General features: G+C 27.3%; 17 protein-coding genes. 6 read left to right on the top strand and 11 right to left on the bottom strand.

Annotated elements, in window-relative coordinates; genetic code table 11:
• Nucleotide 1 precedes the first annotated feature (1 nt).
• Together ACYUDJ_RS15865 and ACYUDJ_RS15870 are read right to left on the bottom strand one after the other, a co-directional pair.
• Nucleotides 2-1957 (bottom strand): DNA gyrase/topoisomerase IV subunit B, encoded by a 1956-nt coding sequence (locus ACYUDJ_RS15865; protein ID WP_043032222.1) that lies wholly within the window; start codon nt 1955-1957, stop codon nt 2-4.
• Between the two features lie 612 nt (nt 1958-2569).
• On the bottom strand, nt 2570-2947 hold the full coding sequence (locus ACYUDJ_RS15870) for a hypothetical protein (protein ID WP_042384513.1): 378 nt from the start codon (nt 2945-2947) through the stop codon (nt 2570-2572).
• Nucleotides 2948-3133: 186 nt separating this feature from the next.
• Here ACYUDJ_RS15870 and ACYUDJ_RS15875 point away from each other — a divergent pair, with 186 nt between their 5' ends.
• The 4 genes from ACYUDJ_RS15875 to ACYUDJ_RS15890 all read left to right on the top strand — a co-directional run bounded on the left by ACYUDJ_RS15875 (nt 3134) and on the right by ACYUDJ_RS15890 (nt 6082).
• Complete coding sequence (locus tag ACYUDJ_RS15875) at nt 3134-4306, top strand: cation:proton antiporter (RefSeq protein ID WP_043032223.1); 1173 nt, start codon at nt 3134-3136, stop codon at nt 4304-4306.
• Between the two features lie 12 nt (nt 4307-4318).
• Entirely contained in the window at nt 4319-4669 is a 351-nt protein-coding gene (locus tag ACYUDJ_RS15880) for a hypothetical protein (RefSeq protein WP_003484304.1), read from the top strand.
• Between the two features lie 263 nt (nt 4670-4932).
• Nucleotides 4933-5169, top strand: a complete 237-nt coding sequence (locus ACYUDJ_RS15885) for a hypothetical protein (protein WP_042384512.1) — start codon at nt 4933-4935, stop codon at nt 5167-5169.
• Nucleotides 5170-5188: 19 nt separating this feature from the next.
• On the top strand, nt 5189-6082 hold the full coding sequence (locus ACYUDJ_RS15890; protein ID WP_003484301.1) for a polysaccharide deacetylase family protein: 894 nt from the start codon (nt 5189-5191) through the stop codon (nt 6080-6082).
• Between the two features lie 66 nt (nt 6083-6148).
• Here the strand turns inward: ACYUDJ_RS15890 and ACYUDJ_RS15895 are convergent, their stop codons facing one another.
• The 6 genes from ACYUDJ_RS15895 to ACYUDJ_RS15920 all read right to left on the bottom strand — a co-directional run bounded on the left by ACYUDJ_RS15895 (nt 6149) and on the right by ACYUDJ_RS15920 (nt 13778).
• Entirely contained in the window at nt 6149-6274 is a 126-nt protein-coding gene (locus tag ACYUDJ_RS15895; protein WP_265203001.1) for a hypothetical protein, read from the bottom strand.
• Nucleotides 6275-6294: 20 nt separating this feature from the next.
• A complete protein-coding gene (locus tag ACYUDJ_RS15900; protein ID WP_003484297.1) occupies nt 6295-7584 on the bottom strand; it encodes a DUF5050 domain-containing protein in 1290 nt (429 codons plus the stop codon).
• 37 nt (nt 7585-7621) lie between these two features.
• Nucleotides 7622-8602: a UDP-glucose 4-epimerase GalE gene (galE, locus tag ACYUDJ_RS15905; protein ID WP_003484295.1), complete on the bottom strand. Its 981-nt coding sequence runs from the start codon at nt 8600-8602 to the stop codon at nt 7622-7624.
• A gap of 363 nt (nt 8603-8965) precedes the next feature.
• Nucleotides 8966-9382 carry a flavodoxin gene (locus ACYUDJ_RS15910; RefSeq protein ID WP_003484293.1) on the bottom strand — a complete coding sequence of 139 codons (417 nt, stop codon included), beginning with the start codon at nt 9380-9382 and terminating at the stop codon, nt 8966-8968.
• Nucleotides 9383-9649: 267 nt separating this feature from the next.
• Nucleotides 9650-11071 carry an MATE family efflux transporter gene (locus tag ACYUDJ_RS15915; RefSeq protein WP_003484291.1) on the bottom strand — a complete coding sequence of 474 codons (1422 nt, stop codon included), beginning with the start codon at nt 11069-11071 and terminating at the stop codon, nt 9650-9652.
• Between the two features lie 640 nt (nt 11072-11711).
• Complete coding sequence (locus ACYUDJ_RS15920) at nt 11712-13778, bottom strand: helix-turn-helix domain-containing protein (RefSeq protein WP_003484289.1); 2067 nt, start codon at nt 13776-13778, stop codon at nt 11712-11714.
• A gap of 400 nt (nt 13779-14178) precedes the next feature.
• Between ACYUDJ_RS15920 and ACYUDJ_RS15925 the strand changes: the two genes are divergently transcribed.
• Nucleotides 14179-15216, top strand: a complete 1038-nt coding sequence (locus ACYUDJ_RS15925) for a S66 family peptidase (protein ID WP_043032224.1) — start codon at nt 14179-14181, stop codon at nt 15214-15216.
• A 274-nt stretch (nt 15217-15490) separates the two neighbouring features.
• Here the strand turns inward: ACYUDJ_RS15925 and glpK are convergent, their stop codons facing one another.
• Entirely contained in the window at nt 15491-16987 is a 1497-nt protein-coding gene (gene glpK / locus ACYUDJ_RS15930; protein ID WP_042384509.1) for a glycerol kinase GlpK, read from the bottom strand.
• A gap of 291 nt (nt 16988-17278) precedes the next feature.
• A complete protein-coding gene (locus ACYUDJ_RS15935; RefSeq protein WP_042384507.1) occupies nt 17279-17983 on the bottom strand; it encodes an MIP/aquaporin family protein in 705 nt (234 codons plus the stop codon).
• A 543-nt stretch (nt 17984-18526) separates the two neighbouring features.
• Here ACYUDJ_RS15935 and ACYUDJ_RS15940 point away from each other — a divergent pair.
• Complete coding sequence (locus tag ACYUDJ_RS15940; RefSeq protein ID WP_003484279.1) at nt 18527-18847, top strand: YbjQ family protein; 321 nt, start codon at nt 18527-18529, stop codon at nt 18845-18847.
• A gap of 112 nt (nt 18848-18959) precedes the next feature.
• Here the strand turns inward: ACYUDJ_RS15940 and ACYUDJ_RS15945 are convergent, their stop codons facing one another.
• On the bottom strand, nt 18960-19646 hold the full coding sequence (locus tag ACYUDJ_RS15945; protein ID WP_003484276.1) for a VanZ family protein: 687 nt from the start codon (nt 19644-19646) through the stop codon (nt 18960-18962).
• Nucleotides 19647-19685: the final 39 nt, after the last annotated feature.

Genomic DNA, 19685 nt, shown 5'->3' on the forward strand with positions numbered 1-19685 from the left:
TCTAAAATTCTGCGTATTTATATAAGTAATTCTTTCGTGGTTCTACTACGTCTCCCATAAGTAAAGATACCATCTTTTCAGCCTTTGCTGCATCTTCTATGGTTATTCTTTGAAGAGTTCTTGTTTCAGGATTTAATGTAGTTTCCCATAATTGTTCTGGATTCATCTCTCCTAAGCCTTTATATCTTTGAATTAAGTATCCTTTTCCAATTTGCTTTTTAGCCTTTTCTAATTCTTCATCATTATAACAGTAAATTGATTTTTCACCTTTTTTATCTTTTTTGTAAACTTTATACAAAGGTGGCATAGCTATATAAAGATGTCCATTAGCCACTAAAGATTTCATATATCTATATATATAAGTCATCCATAGAGTCCTAATATGATATCCATCTACATCCGCATCACTTAATATTATTATTTTATCATATTTTAAATCTTGCTCTTTGTAATTATCTAACACTCCTGTCCCTATAGCCGTGTTAAATATTTTTAATTCTTCGCTACCTAATACATTTTCTATTTTTTGTTTTTCTGTGTTCATTATTTTACCCTTAGAAGGCATTATGCTCTGAAATCTTCTATCTCTTGCTTGTTTTGCGGAACCTCCCGCAGAATCTCCTTCTACTACTATAAATTCTGTCACATTGGAATCTCTTAAAGTACAGACAGCTATTTTACCTGCTAATGGCGCTAGTCCTTTACCTATCTTTTTCTTTTCTGCTTCGTTTATTTTTTTTATTTTTTCTCTTCTAGCTGCAGCAGCTAAAGCATTATTTATAATCAATGTAGAAATTTCTTTATTATCTTCTATCCATTCTAAAAATTTAGTATAAGCTAAATCATTCATCATGGTATAAGCTTCGTTGTTGCCAAGCTTAGTTTTTGTTTGCCCTTCAAATACAGGATTACTTATTTTTATTCTAACTATAGCTGTAATTCCTTCTCTAAGATCATCACCATCAAATTCTTTATCTTTTTCTTTTATAAGATTTAATTTTTTTGCTCCTTCTTTAAAAGCTCTAGTCATACCTGTTTTAAAACCTGTTTCATGGGTTCCCGCCTCTGTGGTTGGAATATTATTTACATAACTTGCTATATTTTCTGTTGAAGAATCTGTAAATTGGAAGCATATTTCTCCTTCCATTTTTAAATTATTTATTTCCTTCTCGCCCTCAAATAATACTGCTGGATTATGTATTGGGGTCTTACTTTCATTTAAATAATCTATGAAATCTAAAAGTCCTCTTTCAGAATGATATTCTTTTATTTCAGGCTCTTCTTTTCTATTGTCTATAAGTTTTAACGTTATTCCTTTGTTTTGAAAAGCTAACTCTTGTAGTCTTTCATCTATAACATCAAATTTAAAATCTATAGTTGAGAACACTTCTTTATCTGGTTTAAAAGTAACTTTTGTACCAGTTTTATCTGTATCTTGTATAACTTTAAGTTTTGTTACAGGAGTTCCTGGCATTTTTTTATTTAATTTTTTATCTATGGCATATTCAAATCTTTGTTTGTATATTTTACCATTTTGAAAAACTTCAACCTCTGTCCACTCAGATAAAGCATTAACTACTGATGCTCCAACACCATGAAGTCCTCCAGAAGTTTTATATATTGAATTATTAAACTTTCCTCCTGTATGAAGTTCTGTAAAAACCATCTCCACACCAGATTTCTTTTTTATGGGGTGTATACCTGTAGGAATTCCTCTTCCATTATCTACAACTGTAACACTTTTGTCTTTATTTAATATAACCTCTGCAGTATTTCCATATCCATTTGAAATTTCATCGATAGCATTGTCTAATATCTCCCAAATACAGTGATGAAGCCCCTTGGTTCCTGTGGATCCTATATACATTCCAGGTCTTACCCTTACAGGTTCTAATTTTTCCAAAGAGGTTAACTTGGTAACATCATAATCTTTTGTGTTATCTATTCTTTCCTCCATTTTTATCCTCCAAATCTATACTTAATGTTTATCTTATTACTTACAGTTTCTATTTAAATAAGAAATAACCACTATTATCTGTCTAAATAAAAATATCTGTAAACCTCAGCTTAATAAATGTATTCCTCATAAACAGAGTTCTTGGCTTCAGATGGAGTTTTTGCTCCATCTGAAGTTTAGAAATCGTTATCCAGGGACGTACCCGCTCTTTACTCCCACTTTAAAGAAGATGGGAGTATTAGAGCTGGTAGTCATCGGATAAATAAACTGCTACTAAGTCTAAACATGATTTTATATTAATCATAAATAGTTATTAACTTATTTTTACATTTTATTCCATGTAATTCTTTACTGTTTATTATACCTTAAAAAACCTACTTATTGTAGTTTTAATAATATATGAGCAAAATATTAACTTATAAATTTATCTTGCTAATATTATATTGATTATAACAAACAATGATTTTGAAAACAAACGTTCTTATTTTCAAACCTAAAAAATAATATGCTGATATATAAATATCTGCATATTAAAATAGTATATATATTTACCCTAGTTATTATATATTAAAAAATAATAATTTTAAATATTTCATCTATAATTATATAAAATTATTTATATAATTCATTCATTAAAGCACAATTTATTCTTATTAAATATCTTAAAGTATCCTCATTTATTTTTCCTTTAAATTTATATTCTTTTAGTAGCTCCTCTACCTTTTCTAAAGCTTTATTTTCTTTTATATTGTTAGATTCCTTTTTAAAATTCTTTTCTACATAATAGACAGAAGAAGCTATAGCTCTTAATATAATTTTTATATTTTCCCTACTTTTTTCTTCTTCATAATCTGTATTTATTATTATATCAGAAAGTCCATAATAATTTTCTAAATAATCATCACTTCTATTTTTAATTAAATATAAAAAATAACCTATGGCTATTATTAATATAATTATTAATATATATTGTGCTACTATATATCTCAAAATACCCACGCTCCTTTAATAATCCTCTTACTATCTTTATATGCTGCATATTTTTTTTGGATATGGACTCTTTATAAATTTGATATATTCTATTCATTTGTTGTATACTTAATATGAAAACAAAAATTTTAAATTTTTTATATAAATTTTAAAATTAATAGATTTTATTTTAGGGAGGAATATTCAATGAATCCATTTATAGGAGTTGGTATTGCTCTTATTGTTGGTGTACTTTTTGGAAAGATAATGAATCGATTCAAAATTCCAGCAGTAGCGGGTTATATCATTGCTGGATTAGTACTTGGAGTGTCGGGTTTTAATCTAGAAAATAATATAATGATTGAAAAATTATCCTTTATAGGAGATTTTGCTTTAGGAATTATAGCTTTTAATATAGGTAGTGAATTAGAAGTATCTGTCATAAAAAAATTGGGCAAGCCTATTTTTATAATTGCATTTTTCGAAGCTACTTTAGCCTTTGCTGCAGTTACTATAATTACACTAATATTAGGTGAAAAAATATATACTGCACTAATATTAGGAGCAGTAGCCTCTGCAACAGCTCCAGCAGCTACAGTAATGGTACTTAAGGAACTTAAAGCTAAAGGGCCTTTAACTACTACTTTACTTGGAGTAGTCGCAGTAGATGATGCTATATGTCTTATGATATACTCAGTAGCCTCTTCTTTGGCAAAGGTTTTTATTGCAAATAAACCTATTAATGCCTACTCTATAATAGTTCCACCCATTGTAGAAATATTCTTTTCTCTTTTAGCGGGTTTTGTTTTAGGCATAATCTTAATTTATATACTTAATAAATGCTCCAGAGATTCAGAAATTCAAACTTTAACATTAGGCGCTATTATAATACTTACAGGACTATGTATAAAATTTAATTTATCTTCTCTTTTGGCTTCTATGTGTTTAGGTATAACTGTGGCAAACTTATCTACCCATAGTGATGACGTCTTTGCTACTATAGAAAATTTTGCTTCACCTGTTATAACAGCATTTTTTGTTTTAGCTGGTGCTAGATTAGATATAAGAATGATACCTAAAATAGGTATGTTAGGTATCTGTTATCTTATATTTAGGATGATAGGAAAAGTATCTGGTGCTTCTTTAGGTGCTGCAATTTCTAAGGCTCCTAAACCTGTACAAAAATACATAGGCTATGGTCTATTTTCGCAAATAGGTGTAGCTGTAGGCTTAGCCATTATAGTGAGTAGAGAATTTAAAGGAACTGGTCTCGATACAAAAGTTTTAACTATACTTTTAGCAACTACGATTATTACAGAAATAATAGGACCACTATCTACAAAAACTGCTATAATAAAAGCTAAAGAAGCAAATGTATAAAGGAGGCTTTTTATGTACGCTCTTGTTTTAATACTTAATGACGTAAAAAAACTACACGAAGTAAACGAAATATTTTATGAAGAAAATTGTGGAGCAACTAATATAAACAGTAGAGGTCTTGGAAAAATTCTATTAGAAAACAATTTAGATGTACCTATTTTTGCTGGTCTAAGAAAGCTTATAGAAGGTGATGTTCCTTATAACAAAACCATAATAAGTGTAATAAACTCTGAGGAAAAGAAAAATATAATAACTAACAGAATAAGAAAGACTTTAGATATAGATAATAAACCTGGTATAGGTTTTATGTTTATACTTCCTGTAATTGAATGCTTTGGTGCTAAAACTGACCATTATGAATAATACACTAAAGTATTTAACATTAAGTACTTCCTAAAAAGTAGCTCTATCTTAAAGAAATAATTACTTAATATATCATATATAAAAGAGAGTATATCAAAATAGATTTAATTTTGATATATCCTCTTTTATTTTTTTACATTGTTACTTTATTGTTACAAATGTCAAAATTTTATATGTATAATATAAAATATAAGGAATAAAGGAATATATTGTTGTAAAAAACAATTAATTTATAAAAATTTTGTTGAAAGGAAGAGATGACCTTGAGAGAAAAATCTCAATCTAAACTAATTTTATTACTAACTGTGACGGTTATTTTATTTATATTTTCTTTTATTAATATAAACAGAGTAAATACCTATAAAAATAAAAATGAAAATTTAAATAATAACTTAAAAATCTTACAAACAGAAAACCAAAAATTAAGTTCGGAAAAAGAACAGTTAGATAAAAAACATAAAGAAATAAAAAATAAAGTTTCTACTTTAAAAGGAGTTTAATAAAAACGAGGGGTTGGCTATGAGAAATTCTAGAAAAAATATTTACAGTAAAAAAAGACATCATGATTTAAGAAATACAGTAACTATATGTTTATTATTCTTTTCAATCATAAGCACTTTTATAACCGGTGGAAGGCTTTTAAAAGTTAAAATTCAAAATAATATGTTAGCAAAAAAAATTACTAATATGTCTTCAGAAAATAAAAATATCAAAAATGAAAATATAAAACTTATGTCTAATATAGATAAAGAAAATGAAACATATAAAGAAAAAATGAAGCATATAAAAATAGCATATTTAACCTTTGACGATGGGCCATCTAAAAATACTAGAGAAATATTAAAAATATTAAAAGAAAATAATGTTAGGGCTACATTTTTTGTTAATGGACATCCAGGTTTAGAAGACTTATATAAAGCTATAGCAAAAGATGGACATGTTATAGCTAATCATACCTATAGTCATGACTATAAAAAAGTTTATATGTCTCCTGAAAACTTTGAAAAAGATATAAAAAAATTAGATAAATATATTGAGGAAACTGTGGGACAAAAACCAAGTCATATTATTAGATATCCTGGTGGTTCTAATAATACAGTAAGCCATAATTATGGTGGACCTGGTGTAATGAAACAAATAATACCTCATATGAATAAATTAGGTTACATGCATTTTGATTGGAATGTAGATTCAACTGATGCTTCAGCTTTTCGTCAAAGAGAAGATAAAATTATAAATTCTGTTTTAACTGAAAGTCGTGGTCAGCATAAGGCTGTAATATTAATGCATGATACTGATCCTAAGACTACAACTGTCCAGGCCTTACCAGAGGTAATAAAAGGCTTAAAAGAACAAGGCTTTATATTTGATGTAATAACTAAAGATACACCACAAATAAGCTTCACAAAATAAGGAAAGTGCTATGCACTTTCCTTAAACTGTTATATTTCTTATCCATTTATTTGATTTTAGTCTCTTTTATCCTATTACAAATTTACTTAACTCTTCTGCGATGGATAGTACTACTACCCAGTATACTAGTAAATTTAAAACAAAGGCTTCTAATAAGGCCTCTGTAAAAATTTTAAAACAACTTTTTTTCACACAACACACATATTATATTATTATAAAACTTCCTGCTTTTTGTTAACATATAAATTTATTCTATGTAGCTTTAAACTTAATTCCTCTAGATTAAGTTTGTAATAATAAACCCAAGGCCCTACTATATCTAATCCTAGAGCATTATCCTTTGTTATAATACACAACTCTCCTCCTTCTTTTCTTATTTTATATATTCCTTCCTTACTATTTCCTGAAAAATATATGTTATCTCTTGTGAGTACTATAGCTCTTGAACAGTCTTCTTCACATATTTTTTTTCTTTCTAATCCATCTATATTTATTCTATATAAATAAGTTTTATAACTATCTATATCCTTTCCATAATAAATATGTCTATTGTCCATCACAGCATTTATACAACTATCATCATTTAATTTTTCTTCGTAATTTCCATCTAAAGTTATTCTATATAAATTATTTCCTAGTTCTTCGTTAATATAATATATCCATCCATCCTTTATTTTCATAAAATTTCTACTAGAATAATTATTTATTTTCTTCATATCTAATCCGTCTACTCTAATTCTGTATATAGAATAGTTATCCTCTATATTTAAATAATATAAAAAAGGCCCTTGTATTATAAGATTTGTGCCTCTTACATTACTTAAAGCTATTTTATTAGATCCGTCCTTTTTTATTCTGTATATTTTATAATTATCCTTACTAGACGAACTTATATATTGTGAATAAAAAATATAATTATCTGAAAAGACTAAAGAATATACAGTAGTATCTGTTAACCTTTCTCTTGAACTTCCATCCTTTTTTATTCTATAAAGACAATTTTCTTCATTGCCTCCTCTATGATTTATGTAATACAGCCACTGCCCATTTATCCAAATATTACTTGCAAAGTCATCACAAAGTTTTATATTTAAAGACCCATCAAGATTAACTTTTCTTATTTCTCCATGAGGATTATAATCCATGTAAGTATAAATTTTTTCATTGCCACTATAATAAATCCAATTGTCTTCTTTTACTACCCTTGTACCATTATTTTCGATTTTACCTTTATTTAAACAAAATTTTATATTATCTAATTCTTTAAAAGCATTTCCATTTTTTGAATATATACAATCTTTAAATTCCAACATATATTCATTATCAATATACTCTTTATCTGCTTTTATCTTTATATTAAGTATATTCTTTTGTTCTACTTTTATATGAGATGTTACTATATTTCCCCTAGTGTCTTTTACAACTAAAATATTTGAATGTATGGATTTTTCATCTATTTCTTCATTAAACTTTAAATTCAAATCTACAAATTTATCTTCCATAATTTCAAACTACACTCCCTTATATTTCTTTAATATTTTAATATCCATTTGGATGGGATTTATGCCAGTTCCAAGCACTATCAATTATCCTTTCTAAAGAAGCTTTCTTAGGCTTCCAACCTAGTTCTTTTATTATTTTTTCAGATGATGCTATAAGTATAGCCGGATCTCCTGATCTTCTTGCAGCTATTTCTGATGGTATAATATGTCCTGTAACTTTCCTACATATCTCTATAACTTCTTTAACACTAAATCCCTCTCCATTACCTAAATTATATGTAGCACTAGTATTATCTCTTCTTAATTTTTCTAGTGCTAGAATATGAGCTTCTACTAAATCCATTACATGAATATAATCTCTTACACAACTACCATCTTTAGTATTATAATCATCTCCATATATCATTATTTTTTCTCTTCGTCCTAATGCTACTTGAAGTATTATAGGTATCAGATGACTTTCTACTTTATGAGCCTCCCCTATATTACCGCTTTCGTGAGCTCCTGCTACATTAAAATATCTTAATACAACATATTTTATATTATAAGCCATTTCTGCCCATTTAAGCATTTTTTCTACTGCAAGTTTAGTTTCACCATAAGCATTAGTAGGTCCTGTAAGATCTTCTTCTAATATGGGTATATTTTCTGGCTCTCCATAAGTTGCTGCTGTAGATGAAAATACTATTTTCTGTACATTATGTTCTTTCATTGTTTCTAATAGGCTTAATGTTCCACATACATTATTATTATAATATTTAAAAGGTTCCTCCATACTTTCTCCAACCAAAGAAAAAGCTGCGAAATGAATAACTGCATCTATTTTATTTTGGACAAAAACCTTATTTAAAAATTCTTTATCTCTTAAATCACCTTTATAAAATTTACCACCACATATGGCTTGTTCATGACCTGTAACTAAATTATCTACAATAACTACTTCTTCATTTTTCTCAATTAAAGCTGCCACAGCATGGCTTCCTATATATCCTGCTCCTCCGCATACTAATACAGCCACCTAATATCCCTCCAATCTAAATTTAACAATAAAGTATATATTATTAATTATACACATTATTTTAATATTACTCTATTAAATAAAAGTAACTTATTAGTTAAAAATTATTGACAAAAAATAAAAATCAGTGCATTTTTAATATTTATATAGGGGTTATTTTGATAACTATTTTTCAACTATACAACACTCTGTCTGGAGGACAGTTATCCTATATAAAATATTAAAATATGCACTGTTTTAAACTTTATGTGTAATTTAATTATGAACTATTAACTTATTTTAACTATATGTTATATATGTTAGTTTTAACAACTAATTAAAAACTATTTATATAATAATATTAATTTTACCTATTGTGTATTGTTATACTAACTTTTGTGCAAAAGCTTTGCATTCTTCTATTGTTGAATCATCTGGTTCCCCTTGATGTATTAAACTTTCAGCTTTTATTTCTGCACCGTAGCTTTCCATTCTTTCTTCCCAATCTCTCATCCATTGACCATCTCCCCAGCCATAGGATCCAAATAAAGCTACTTTTTTACCTTTAACTATATTGCTTATAGAATCTACAAAAGGCTCCATTTCTCCTTCTTCTAATACCTCGTCTCCCATAGATGGGCAACCTAAAACTACTACTTCTGTTTCTTCTACATCCTTTGTAGTTGCATCAGATACGGATAATAATTTTACTTCTGCTGATGCTAGTCCTTCTTTGATAGCTTCAGCCATTTTTTCTGTGTTACCAGTACCGCTCCAATAAATTATATTTACCTTTGCCATTATATCACTCCCTTATTTAACGAAAACGATTTTCATTTACAATTAATATTATATATCATTTTCATTTTTTGTCAACAGATAATATAAAAAAAATAAAAAGTATTTTTAAATAAAATAAATAGTTATAAAAATATTTAAAATACTTTGTTTTTATAACTATCTATTTAATAAAAATACTTTTTGTTTTAATTAATTATTAAATTTTTTACTCCTATTGTTACTATATACTTTATCTAAGCTGTTTCATCTTCTTTATTATTATAGACTTTAAAGACCACCTACTTCTACGGATCTTCCTTTGAATGCTTTCTCTTTTCTTTCTTTTTCATATTCTTGAGCTTCTATCGCCTTATCTTTTTCTTTTAACGCTACTCTTACATATATTACTCCTGTAATAGCTGATATTAAATCTGAAATTGGGTAAGCTATCCAAGCTCCCATAATATTAAATTTGCCAACTAATATAAATAATAATGGTATAAATATTATCATTTGTCTATATACAGATAGTATAAGTGAAGTTCTTGCTTTCCCCATAGATTGATAATAATATATAGATACATAATATATTCCTATAGTCGGAAATAGGGATATTATTATTCTAAAAGCTTTTACAGTTTCACCTAAAAGACTTCTATCCTTTAAAAATAATCCTATTATAGGGTTTGCAAATATAAGCATTACTGCCCATAATATTAAAGTTGCTCCTGTTACAGCTACTATAGTCTTTACAACTACTTCTTTTACACGAACTAAATCTTTTGCACCATAGTTAAATGCCGCTATAGGTTGCATTGCCGAACTTATACCTATAACTGTTATGAACAAGAACATTGATATTTTAGTAGTTACCCCTACTATAATCAAAGCCTTATCTCCTCCGTAAATAGAAAGTATATTATTTAATATTACTGCCACCACTGCATCAGATATTTCTATAATAAAGGTTGAAAATCCTACTGCTAAAATTGGCTTTAATATATCTAATTTAAGTTGAAAATTTAATTTTAAATTTAATCCTGTTTTCTTTTTAACCTTATCAAACTTATATATCGCATATACTAATGCAACTGTTTGTGAAACCACAGTTGCTATAGCTGCTCCTGCTACTCCAAAGTTTAAATGCATAACTAAGAAATAGTCAATTATAACATTTAATATAGCTCCTACTGAAGTAGCTTTTAATGTTATATTTGTATAACCTAAAGATGTCATTATATAACAAATAACTAAGGTTAAGGCTTGAAATAGTCCACCAAGTACTACTATAGAAATGTATTTTTCCGCATAAGGATAAATAGATTGACTAGCACCTAATAGGCCTGTAATCATGTCTTTCTTAAAAATTGAAATTATAAAAGTTAAAGTTACCATTATGACTATGGTAATATTTATAGCATTTAATATTACTGATTTTAAATTATCATAATCTTTTTTGCCTAAACTTCTAGCTACGGCAGTAGATGCACCCACTGCTATCATCATACCCAGTGAAGACATAAGTCTTTGTACTGGAAAGGCTATAGTTAATGCGCCTATGGCTTTCGGCCCTATAGCTAAGCCTACGAAAAATGTATCTACCATATTATATAATTCCATAACTAATAAAGAAATCATAGCTGGAACTGCAAATTTTAATAAAGCTTTTTCTACCTTTTCCTTTGAAAATAACTTATAGTCAATTCCCATGTTAAGCACCCCGTTCTAATAGATTTTGTATTTTTAGGTAACATTTTTGCACTCATTTTGTTATCCACTCCTTTTTAAAATTATAATCTTATATAAATTAACCATATTATTTACACATATTAAAAATTATTTTATTTATTTAAATATCTATCTTCTAATATTTAATAAAAAAATACATTAAATTTAATATAAAAATCCTTAAAATTAAGAAGAACCTACTATGTTCTATATTTTTAAAATATATTATTGGTCATAATTTTAAATGTACTTTTATTTTCTTTATATTAATATTATATTCTTTTAAATATATATTTTCATTCACTATGCTAAGGACTATAAGGTATATAATTAAGGACTATAGTTTTTTCCATTTATTATCAATAAACAAAAAAACACCTTATTTAAGGTGCTTTTGTACTTTTTGTACATATTTTTTTATATTTAATTTGAATTTTGAAATAAATAAACTGAAAAAAGTATTTTTGTACTTTTTGTATATATAATTGAGTACTATTTTAATATTATACTTTTATATTTAACATTATATAGATGAGAACCATGTGTTTATAATATCCTTTATCATACTATTCTTCATTTGAAAAGTTCTTTATTTTTAAGAAAGTTTTATCTAAGAATATATTTATACTCTTTGCAATATAAATAAAAATGCTCCATATCCTTCTATCTTTGAAACTATATTATATATAGGAGATTTTTTAGCAAAACCTAATTTTATATTGGGTACAGAACTTTTTATTAATAAATCTCTCTCATATTCATCAATCCTCTTTGGCTTACCCATAGATAACCAGTTATTATAAGAAGATCCTTTTCCTTCATCTATTTTATAAGTAACTATTTTATAATTATAAGGTAGTGCTGCTATATTTATAGAAAATTTCTTTTCTGCAGTCTCTTTTAAACCTCTTCTTTTATACAAATCATCTAGAGAAATCAAGGACTCTAATTCTTCACTATGAGAATAAACAAGAATTTGAATATCATCGTCTTCTTTAGTAATTATATATCCATCTCCCTTTTCTATTACCTCATTACCCAATTTAGATAAAAGATAATAAGCATAGTAAGAAGGCTTTTTTATTCCTTGACGATTTATTATTCCAGAACCACCATAAAACAATTCATTATTTATATACTCTCCTCCATATATTTCATCAAAAGTAGTTAAAAAAATTACATTTGATTTTTTATTTAAGTATTGGTTTAATATGTAGGGAACCATGTAGGCAGTATCATAAATATTATTTACTTCCTTATAATCTAAATCCCAATTTATAAATTCTATATCCTCATATTCTTTTAGGAAGCTTTCTAAACTCTTCTTATTTTCATCTAAGGAATTTTTTAAATAAAATCTCCATTTTTTAATCTCTTTATCTCCAAAAAAATCTGTGAAATAATCAATAAAATCCTTAAAAAGCGTCAAGAAAAATTCTACTTCATACTTATGAAAATCTATTAGTATAGCAGGTTTTAAATCTAAATCATATATAAATTCAAATACTTGTCTTATCTCATACCAATTAAAGAATCTGTCCTTTTCTGTTGAAAAAACATTCATATCCTTTGAAAATATATTCTGTATAATTGCATATTCACATTCTACATATTTTTGAAATTCTTTTATAAGCTTTACATGATTACCTTTTAATATTTCCTTAGCACTGCCTAAATTAATAATGTCATGCCAATTCTCATCTAACTCTCCTGTATCCTTGGATAAATCCACATGAATTTTTATAATTTTACCTTCATAATTAAATCGTGGATAATCCTCTAAATAATGCATTAAATACTCATATGCATCCTTTAATTTTAATTTTTCATAAAGTTTTAGTTTTTCATAGGTTTCTTCATCTACTTTATATTTTTTTCTATATTGCATTGGAGTACATTTATAATGTTTCTTAAAATGTTTATTAAAATACCTGGTGTGTGAAAAGCCTAGTTCTTCGGATATTTCAGATATGGTTTTATCTGTATCTAAAAGTAATTTTATAGCTTCTTCTACTCTAGTTAAATTTACAAAATCGTTAAAACTATATCCTACCTTATTTTTCATTTCATTAGATAAATAATGAGAGCTTAAGAATTCTAATCTAGCTATATCTTGAATACTTATTTTATTGTTATAATTAGAATATATATATTTTATTATTCTATCATATCTTTCAAACTGTACCTCATTTTCTTTTAATTCCTCTTCATCATATATTAAATAGTGAAAATTATTTATAAGATGATATAAAAGATCTACTAAAATTTCCTCTACTACATCTTCATAATTATCACCCTTTTGAGCTATTTCACAAAGCATTATAGAAAGATATTTTCTTAATATATCATACTTTTCATGCTTTTGAGCCTCTGGCGCAGAAAAATCCGTATAAAAAAACATATTCTCTATATCATAATATTTATTAAAAAAACTAGTATCTATTTGAAATATAAGGACTTTATTGTTATTAGTTATACTTTTTATACTGTGAGCTTCCTCTGGATTTATTATTCCTATTTCCTGCTTATTTACCCTATGACTTTCTGTTTCTATAGTTATTTTTATGCTACCTTCTAAAACATATATAACTTCCATAGCATTGTGCCAATGAATAGGACTTTTTTTTATATTTTGCATAGAAACTTTTATAGGTAAATCATTTGTATACTCTACAAATTCTCTTGGCATAAACTTCCTCCTATCAGTTTTTAACTGTGTCTATTATATCATAATTTAAATAAAGTTATTTATGTTCCTGTTTTAATCTTACAACAATATTATATCAAAATAATATTATGTTGAAATTATCATAGCTACAATGTATAATATTTACAATTAAATTATTGTTTATACTCGGTTACAACTTTAATTATTATTTTTAATCTACCAAATTCACACTAACTTTTTATTAAAAATTTTTATTAAACTAAATGATTTATCTAATAACCACTAACTCTAATACTTCAATTTTCTTAAAGTTAATATTAAAGAGCAAGTATGTATCTATATAATCATTCACTAAGCTTTAATAAGAATAAAAACTTTATCTAAATCCAAAAAATTTATTTATATTTGTGAGGTGGAATAAATGCTAAAATTAGCGAAACCAAAAAGATTAAAACCTGGCGATAAAATAGCTACAGTAAGTCTTTCATGGGGCGGTGCTGGTGATGCAGACTTACTTTGGAGATATAAATTAGGAAAAAAGAGATTACAAGAACAATTTGGTCTAGAAGTTGTAGAAATGCCAAACACTTTAAAAGGATCAGATTATTTATATCATCATCCAGAAAAACGTGCAGAAGACTTAATGTCAGCTTTTTCTGATTCATCTATAAAAGGAATTTTTTCTTGTATCGGCGGTGAAGAAAGTATAAGAATGTTACCCTATATTGATTTCAATATTATAAGAAATAATCCTAAAATATTTATAGGATATTCTGATACAACTGTATCACATTTTATATGTCTTAAAGGAAATCTCTCTAGTTTCTATGGCGCATCCGTTCTTGCGGAACTGGCTGAAAACATTAAAATATTTGATTATACTACCCATTGGCTAAAAAAAGTTCTTTTTGAAACTTCTCCAATTGGATTAATACCAGCAGCCAATGAATGGACTGGTGAAAGAATAGAATGGATTGAAAGTAACTCATCTATTGCAAAAAACATGGTGAAAAATCAAGGATATGAATTTTTGCAAGGCAATGGAATAATTCAAGGACAATTAATAGGTGGTTGCATGGAAGTACTAGAAATGATAAAAGGTACTACATTATGGCCATCAAATGATGTATTTAAAGATACTATTTTATTCTTTGAAACCTCAGAAAATATGCCACCCCCTACTTATGTAGAATATTGGCTTAGAAATTATGGTAGTCAAGGTATATTACAAAACTCAAAGGCAATAATTTTCGGCAAACCATACCAAGAAAAATATTATAAAGAATATAAGAACGTAATTATGAAAATAATATCTGAATTAGAACTTTACCATATACCTATCATCTATAATATGTCCTTTGGGCATAATGAACCAATGATGTGTATACCCTATGGTGCAATGGCACAAATTGATTGTAATAAAAAAAGTTTTTCTATACTTGAATCAGGAGTCATTTAAATTGACGCTATACAATTAAAAATTGGGATATGTGTTATAAAACACATTGGAAAAAGCTTAGATACTATTATTTGTTTTCTGAAAATATATTAAGAAAAACTGATTATTTAAGCATTAGCGGGTTATCATTTTTTCCAATATATTTTGCAAAAACAAATTTATAATATATTAGCAAATTGAGCTGTCTTTCTAGACACATATCCCTTATCTGTACTCTTTCATCTATACTCTGTACTCTAAAAAAGGAAAGTGCCACGCACTTTCCTTTTTTATCTTATTCTTTTTCTTCCCAATCCATTGATTTTGTTACTGCCTTATGCCATCCTTTTATAAGTTTTTCTTTCTTTTCATCTTCCATTGCTGGATCAAAGCTTTTTGAGATTGCCCAATTTTGTGATACTTCATTTCTATCTTTCCAGTATCCTACTGCAAGCCCTGCAAGATAAGCTGCTCCTAATGCTGTAGTTTCTACTACCTCTGGCCTATCTACTTGTACACCTAGTATATCTGATTGGAATTGCATTAAGAAATTATTTTGACAGGCTCCTCCATCTACTTTTAATGCTTTTAATTCTATGCCTGAATCCTCTTCCATAGCTTTTAAAACATCATGAGTTTGGTATGCCATAGATTCTAATGCAGCTCTTATTATATGTTCTTTTTTAGCTCCTCTTGTAAGACCTAATATAGTTCCTCTTGCATAAGAATCCCAGTATGGTGCACCTATTCCAACAAAAGCTGGTACAAGATAAACTCCATTATTATCTTCTACTGCTGTAGCATATTTTTCTGTTTCTTGAGCAGTTTTTACCATTCTAAGTTCATCTCTTAACCATTGAATTACTGCTCCTCCTATGAATACACTTCCTTCTAAAGCATATTCAACTTTTCCATCTATACCTACAGCTATAGTAGTCAACAGTCCATTCTTAGAATCTACTGCTTTTTCTCCTGTATTCATTAATAGGAAACAACCTGTACCATAAGTATTTTTAGCCATGCCCGCATTAAAGCAAGTTTGTCCAAATAAGGCTGCTTGTTGATCTCCTGCATCTCCTGATATTGGGATTGATACTCCAAATAATATTTCATCTGTTTCACCATAAACACAGCTAGATGGTTTTACTTCTGGTAACATAGATTTTGGTATATCAAATATTTCCAATAATTCTTCATCCCATTTTAATTCATGTATGTTAAATAACATAGTTCTTGAAGCATTAGTATAATCCGTTACATGAACCTTACCTTTAGTCATATTCCATATTAGCCAAGTATCTATATTTCCGAATAATAAATCACCTTTTTCTGCTAATTCCCTAGCTCCTTCTACATTATCTAATATCCATTTTATTTTTGTAGCAGAGAAGTAAGCATCTAACATTAACCCTGTTTTTTCTTTTATAGTCTTATCTATGTTTTTTTCCCTTAGCTCATCACAATAACCAGCAGTTCTTCTACATTGCCATACTATAGCATTATATACTGGCATTCCTGTTCTTTTATTCCAAACTACTGTAGTTTCTCTTTGATTAGTTATACCTATACCTGCTATTTGTTCTGGAGAAATTCTAGCTATATTTAATGCTTCTCCTGCTACACCTGCTTGTTTTCCCCATATTTCTAGTGGATCATGTTCTACCCATCCTGCTTTAGGATATATTTGTGTAAATTCCTTTTGAGCAACGCTTACTACTTCACCTTTTTTATTGAATATTATACATCTTGAACTAGTAGTTCCTTGATCTAAAGACATTATATATTTTTCCATTACAAACTCCACCTTCCCCTTTTAAATCATGTATACTATTTAAAATTGCTTTTTAATAATATAAATTTCTTTTAAAAATATTAAGATAAAAAACTAGTAAAATAATTCTTTTTAAACATAACTTTCTTATATTTAAACTTTCAACTGTAAAAATAATTATAAATAATATGCAACCTTATTAACAACAAAGTTCTTTAAATATTTTTCTACTATATATAACTTATTAATATTATTTTTGTTTTATTATATCATGATAAAATAATTTGATTAAATGTCTTCATAAAGTTTTGATTAAAAAACTAACATAAATAATAATGCTCCTGCTATTCCTCCTAGTATTGGACCTAATACTGGTATCCATGCATATTTCCAATCAGAATCTCCTTTACCATCTATAGGTAAAATTGCATGAGCTATTCTTGGTGCTAAATCTCTGGCTGGATTTATAGCATATCCTGTTGGTCCACCCAAAGAAAGTCCTAAAACAAATATAAATGCACCTGCAGTTAATGGACCAAAACCATCTACCATTTTAGCCTGGCCAAAACCCATTAAACCAAATACTAAAAATGCAGTTGCTAAAAATTCAGTTATAAAGTTAGCCTTTGTATCTCTTATTGCTGGAGCTGTACAAAATACACCTAACTTGGTAGCTTTATCTTCTGTAGCTTTCCAATGTGGAAGGTAAGTAAGCCAAACTAAAACTGCCCCTGCAAATCCCCCTAACATTTGAGCTATAATATAACCTGCTACATTTGCCCAAGGAAAATTTCCTGCTATTGCATTACCAATAGTAACTGCTGGATTCATATGAGCTCCACTTATACCTCCAAAAATATATGCAGGTATAGCAACAGCTAATCCCCAGGCTGCAGTTACAACAATCCAACCACCATCTTTTCCCTTACTTTTATTAAGAGCTACACTGGCTACAACACCGTCTCCTAACCAAATTAACATCATAGTACCCAAAAACTCCGCCATATAAATTGACATAATTTTTACTCCCCCTGTTAAAATTATTTAATTTTGGAAAAGACAAAAATAGAGCCAATTCACCTATTGAAATGTAATGAATTGGCTCTCTTATCTCCGCCTTAAAATATTAAATTTATTTTATTTTATCATCTTTTGTTTACGTTTTCAATATATATTTTTTCATTTTTTTAAAATTAATTATACAAAAAATATAAAATTCGAAAACATTGTAATTATTTTACTTTTAATTTACTACATACTAGTTTAAATACAACCAAATGTTAATTCACTATAGAGTTTTTCACCAAAATTTATAATATGTGCTCTTCTATAAAAAATAACTAAGAATTTCCCTCCCCCCATTTAAACTTATTCAATTAAATTTATATATTAAAGAATTAATATTGACTTTGAATTATATTTAATATACTTTACACTTTTAGTATATGCTGGCTAATTTAAAACTAATATTACTTTAAGAAATTTTTAATATTAATTTTAAAGGATTTACATAAACTATATAGAATTGTTTCTATTAATAATTTTTAGGAGGTTTTAATTATGCTAATTACTACTACTAATAACATAGAAGGTAAACAAATAAAACAATATAAAGGAATAGTCTGTGGTGAAGTTATTACAGGAGTTAATTTTTTAAAAGATTTCATGGCTGGAATAAGAGACTTAGTAGGTGGAAGATCTCAAGGTTATGAAGAAGAGTTAATTCGCGCAAGAAATGAAGCTATAGATGAAATGATGGATAGAGCTGCTTCATTAGGTTGTAACGCAATAGTAGGAGTAGATATAGATTATGAGGTTTTAGGTCAGGGTGGGGGAATGCTTATGGTAACAGCTTCTGGTACTGGAGTTATAACTGAATAGCAATTAACTTAATTTTTAATATTAAAATAATGCTAGTAATATTAACTTAGTTATTAATTACTAGCATTTTTATATTTATTAAGGATAATAGATTATAACTAGTAAAAACAATTTATCTTGAAAATAAAATAGCTCTGTCATGAAAACCTAATATTACAGTAACTAAATATGGAATTATTACACAAATTACAGGTAATATATTCCATAATGGTTTCTCCACACCATGTTCTAAAGAGAATTTTTCGGTAAATTTTGGAAACAATTTGTGAAAAACAACAAATGTTAAGTATCCAAGCATTGTTCCTATAGTATTTAATATTAAATCATCAATATCTGTTCCACGTGCCAAAAATAACTGAGAAAACTCAATTGTAAAAGAAACTAAAAAACCAAATAAAACAGTCTTCGAAAATTTTCTAAAATATTTCCATAGTAAAGGTAATAATAACCCCAGTGGTCCAAACATTAAAATGTTTCCAAATATATTTGCCCCTAGATATAATATAGTCTCATTTCTTGGTATATTTTCAACAACTGCCATATTAAATACCTCTTTAACCATTCCCAAAGTGCTTACAACTGGAATATATGAAATTTCATCAATTCGAATATCTGTATGAAATCCACTAATAGGAGAAATACCTGTTAACCCAAAAATTACATTCATTATAAATATAAAAAATAATACTCCAATTATATGACCTATCTTATTCTGTTGTTTTTTATTTATCTTTAAAAGTATAAGTATAATAATAATAGATATTATCACATTTCTCAATAAAATTTCAATACCCTGCATAGTTATCATCTCCTTGCAAAACAAGTATCATTGAACATA

The organism is Clostridium sp. CTA-6 (assembly GCF_054768115.1).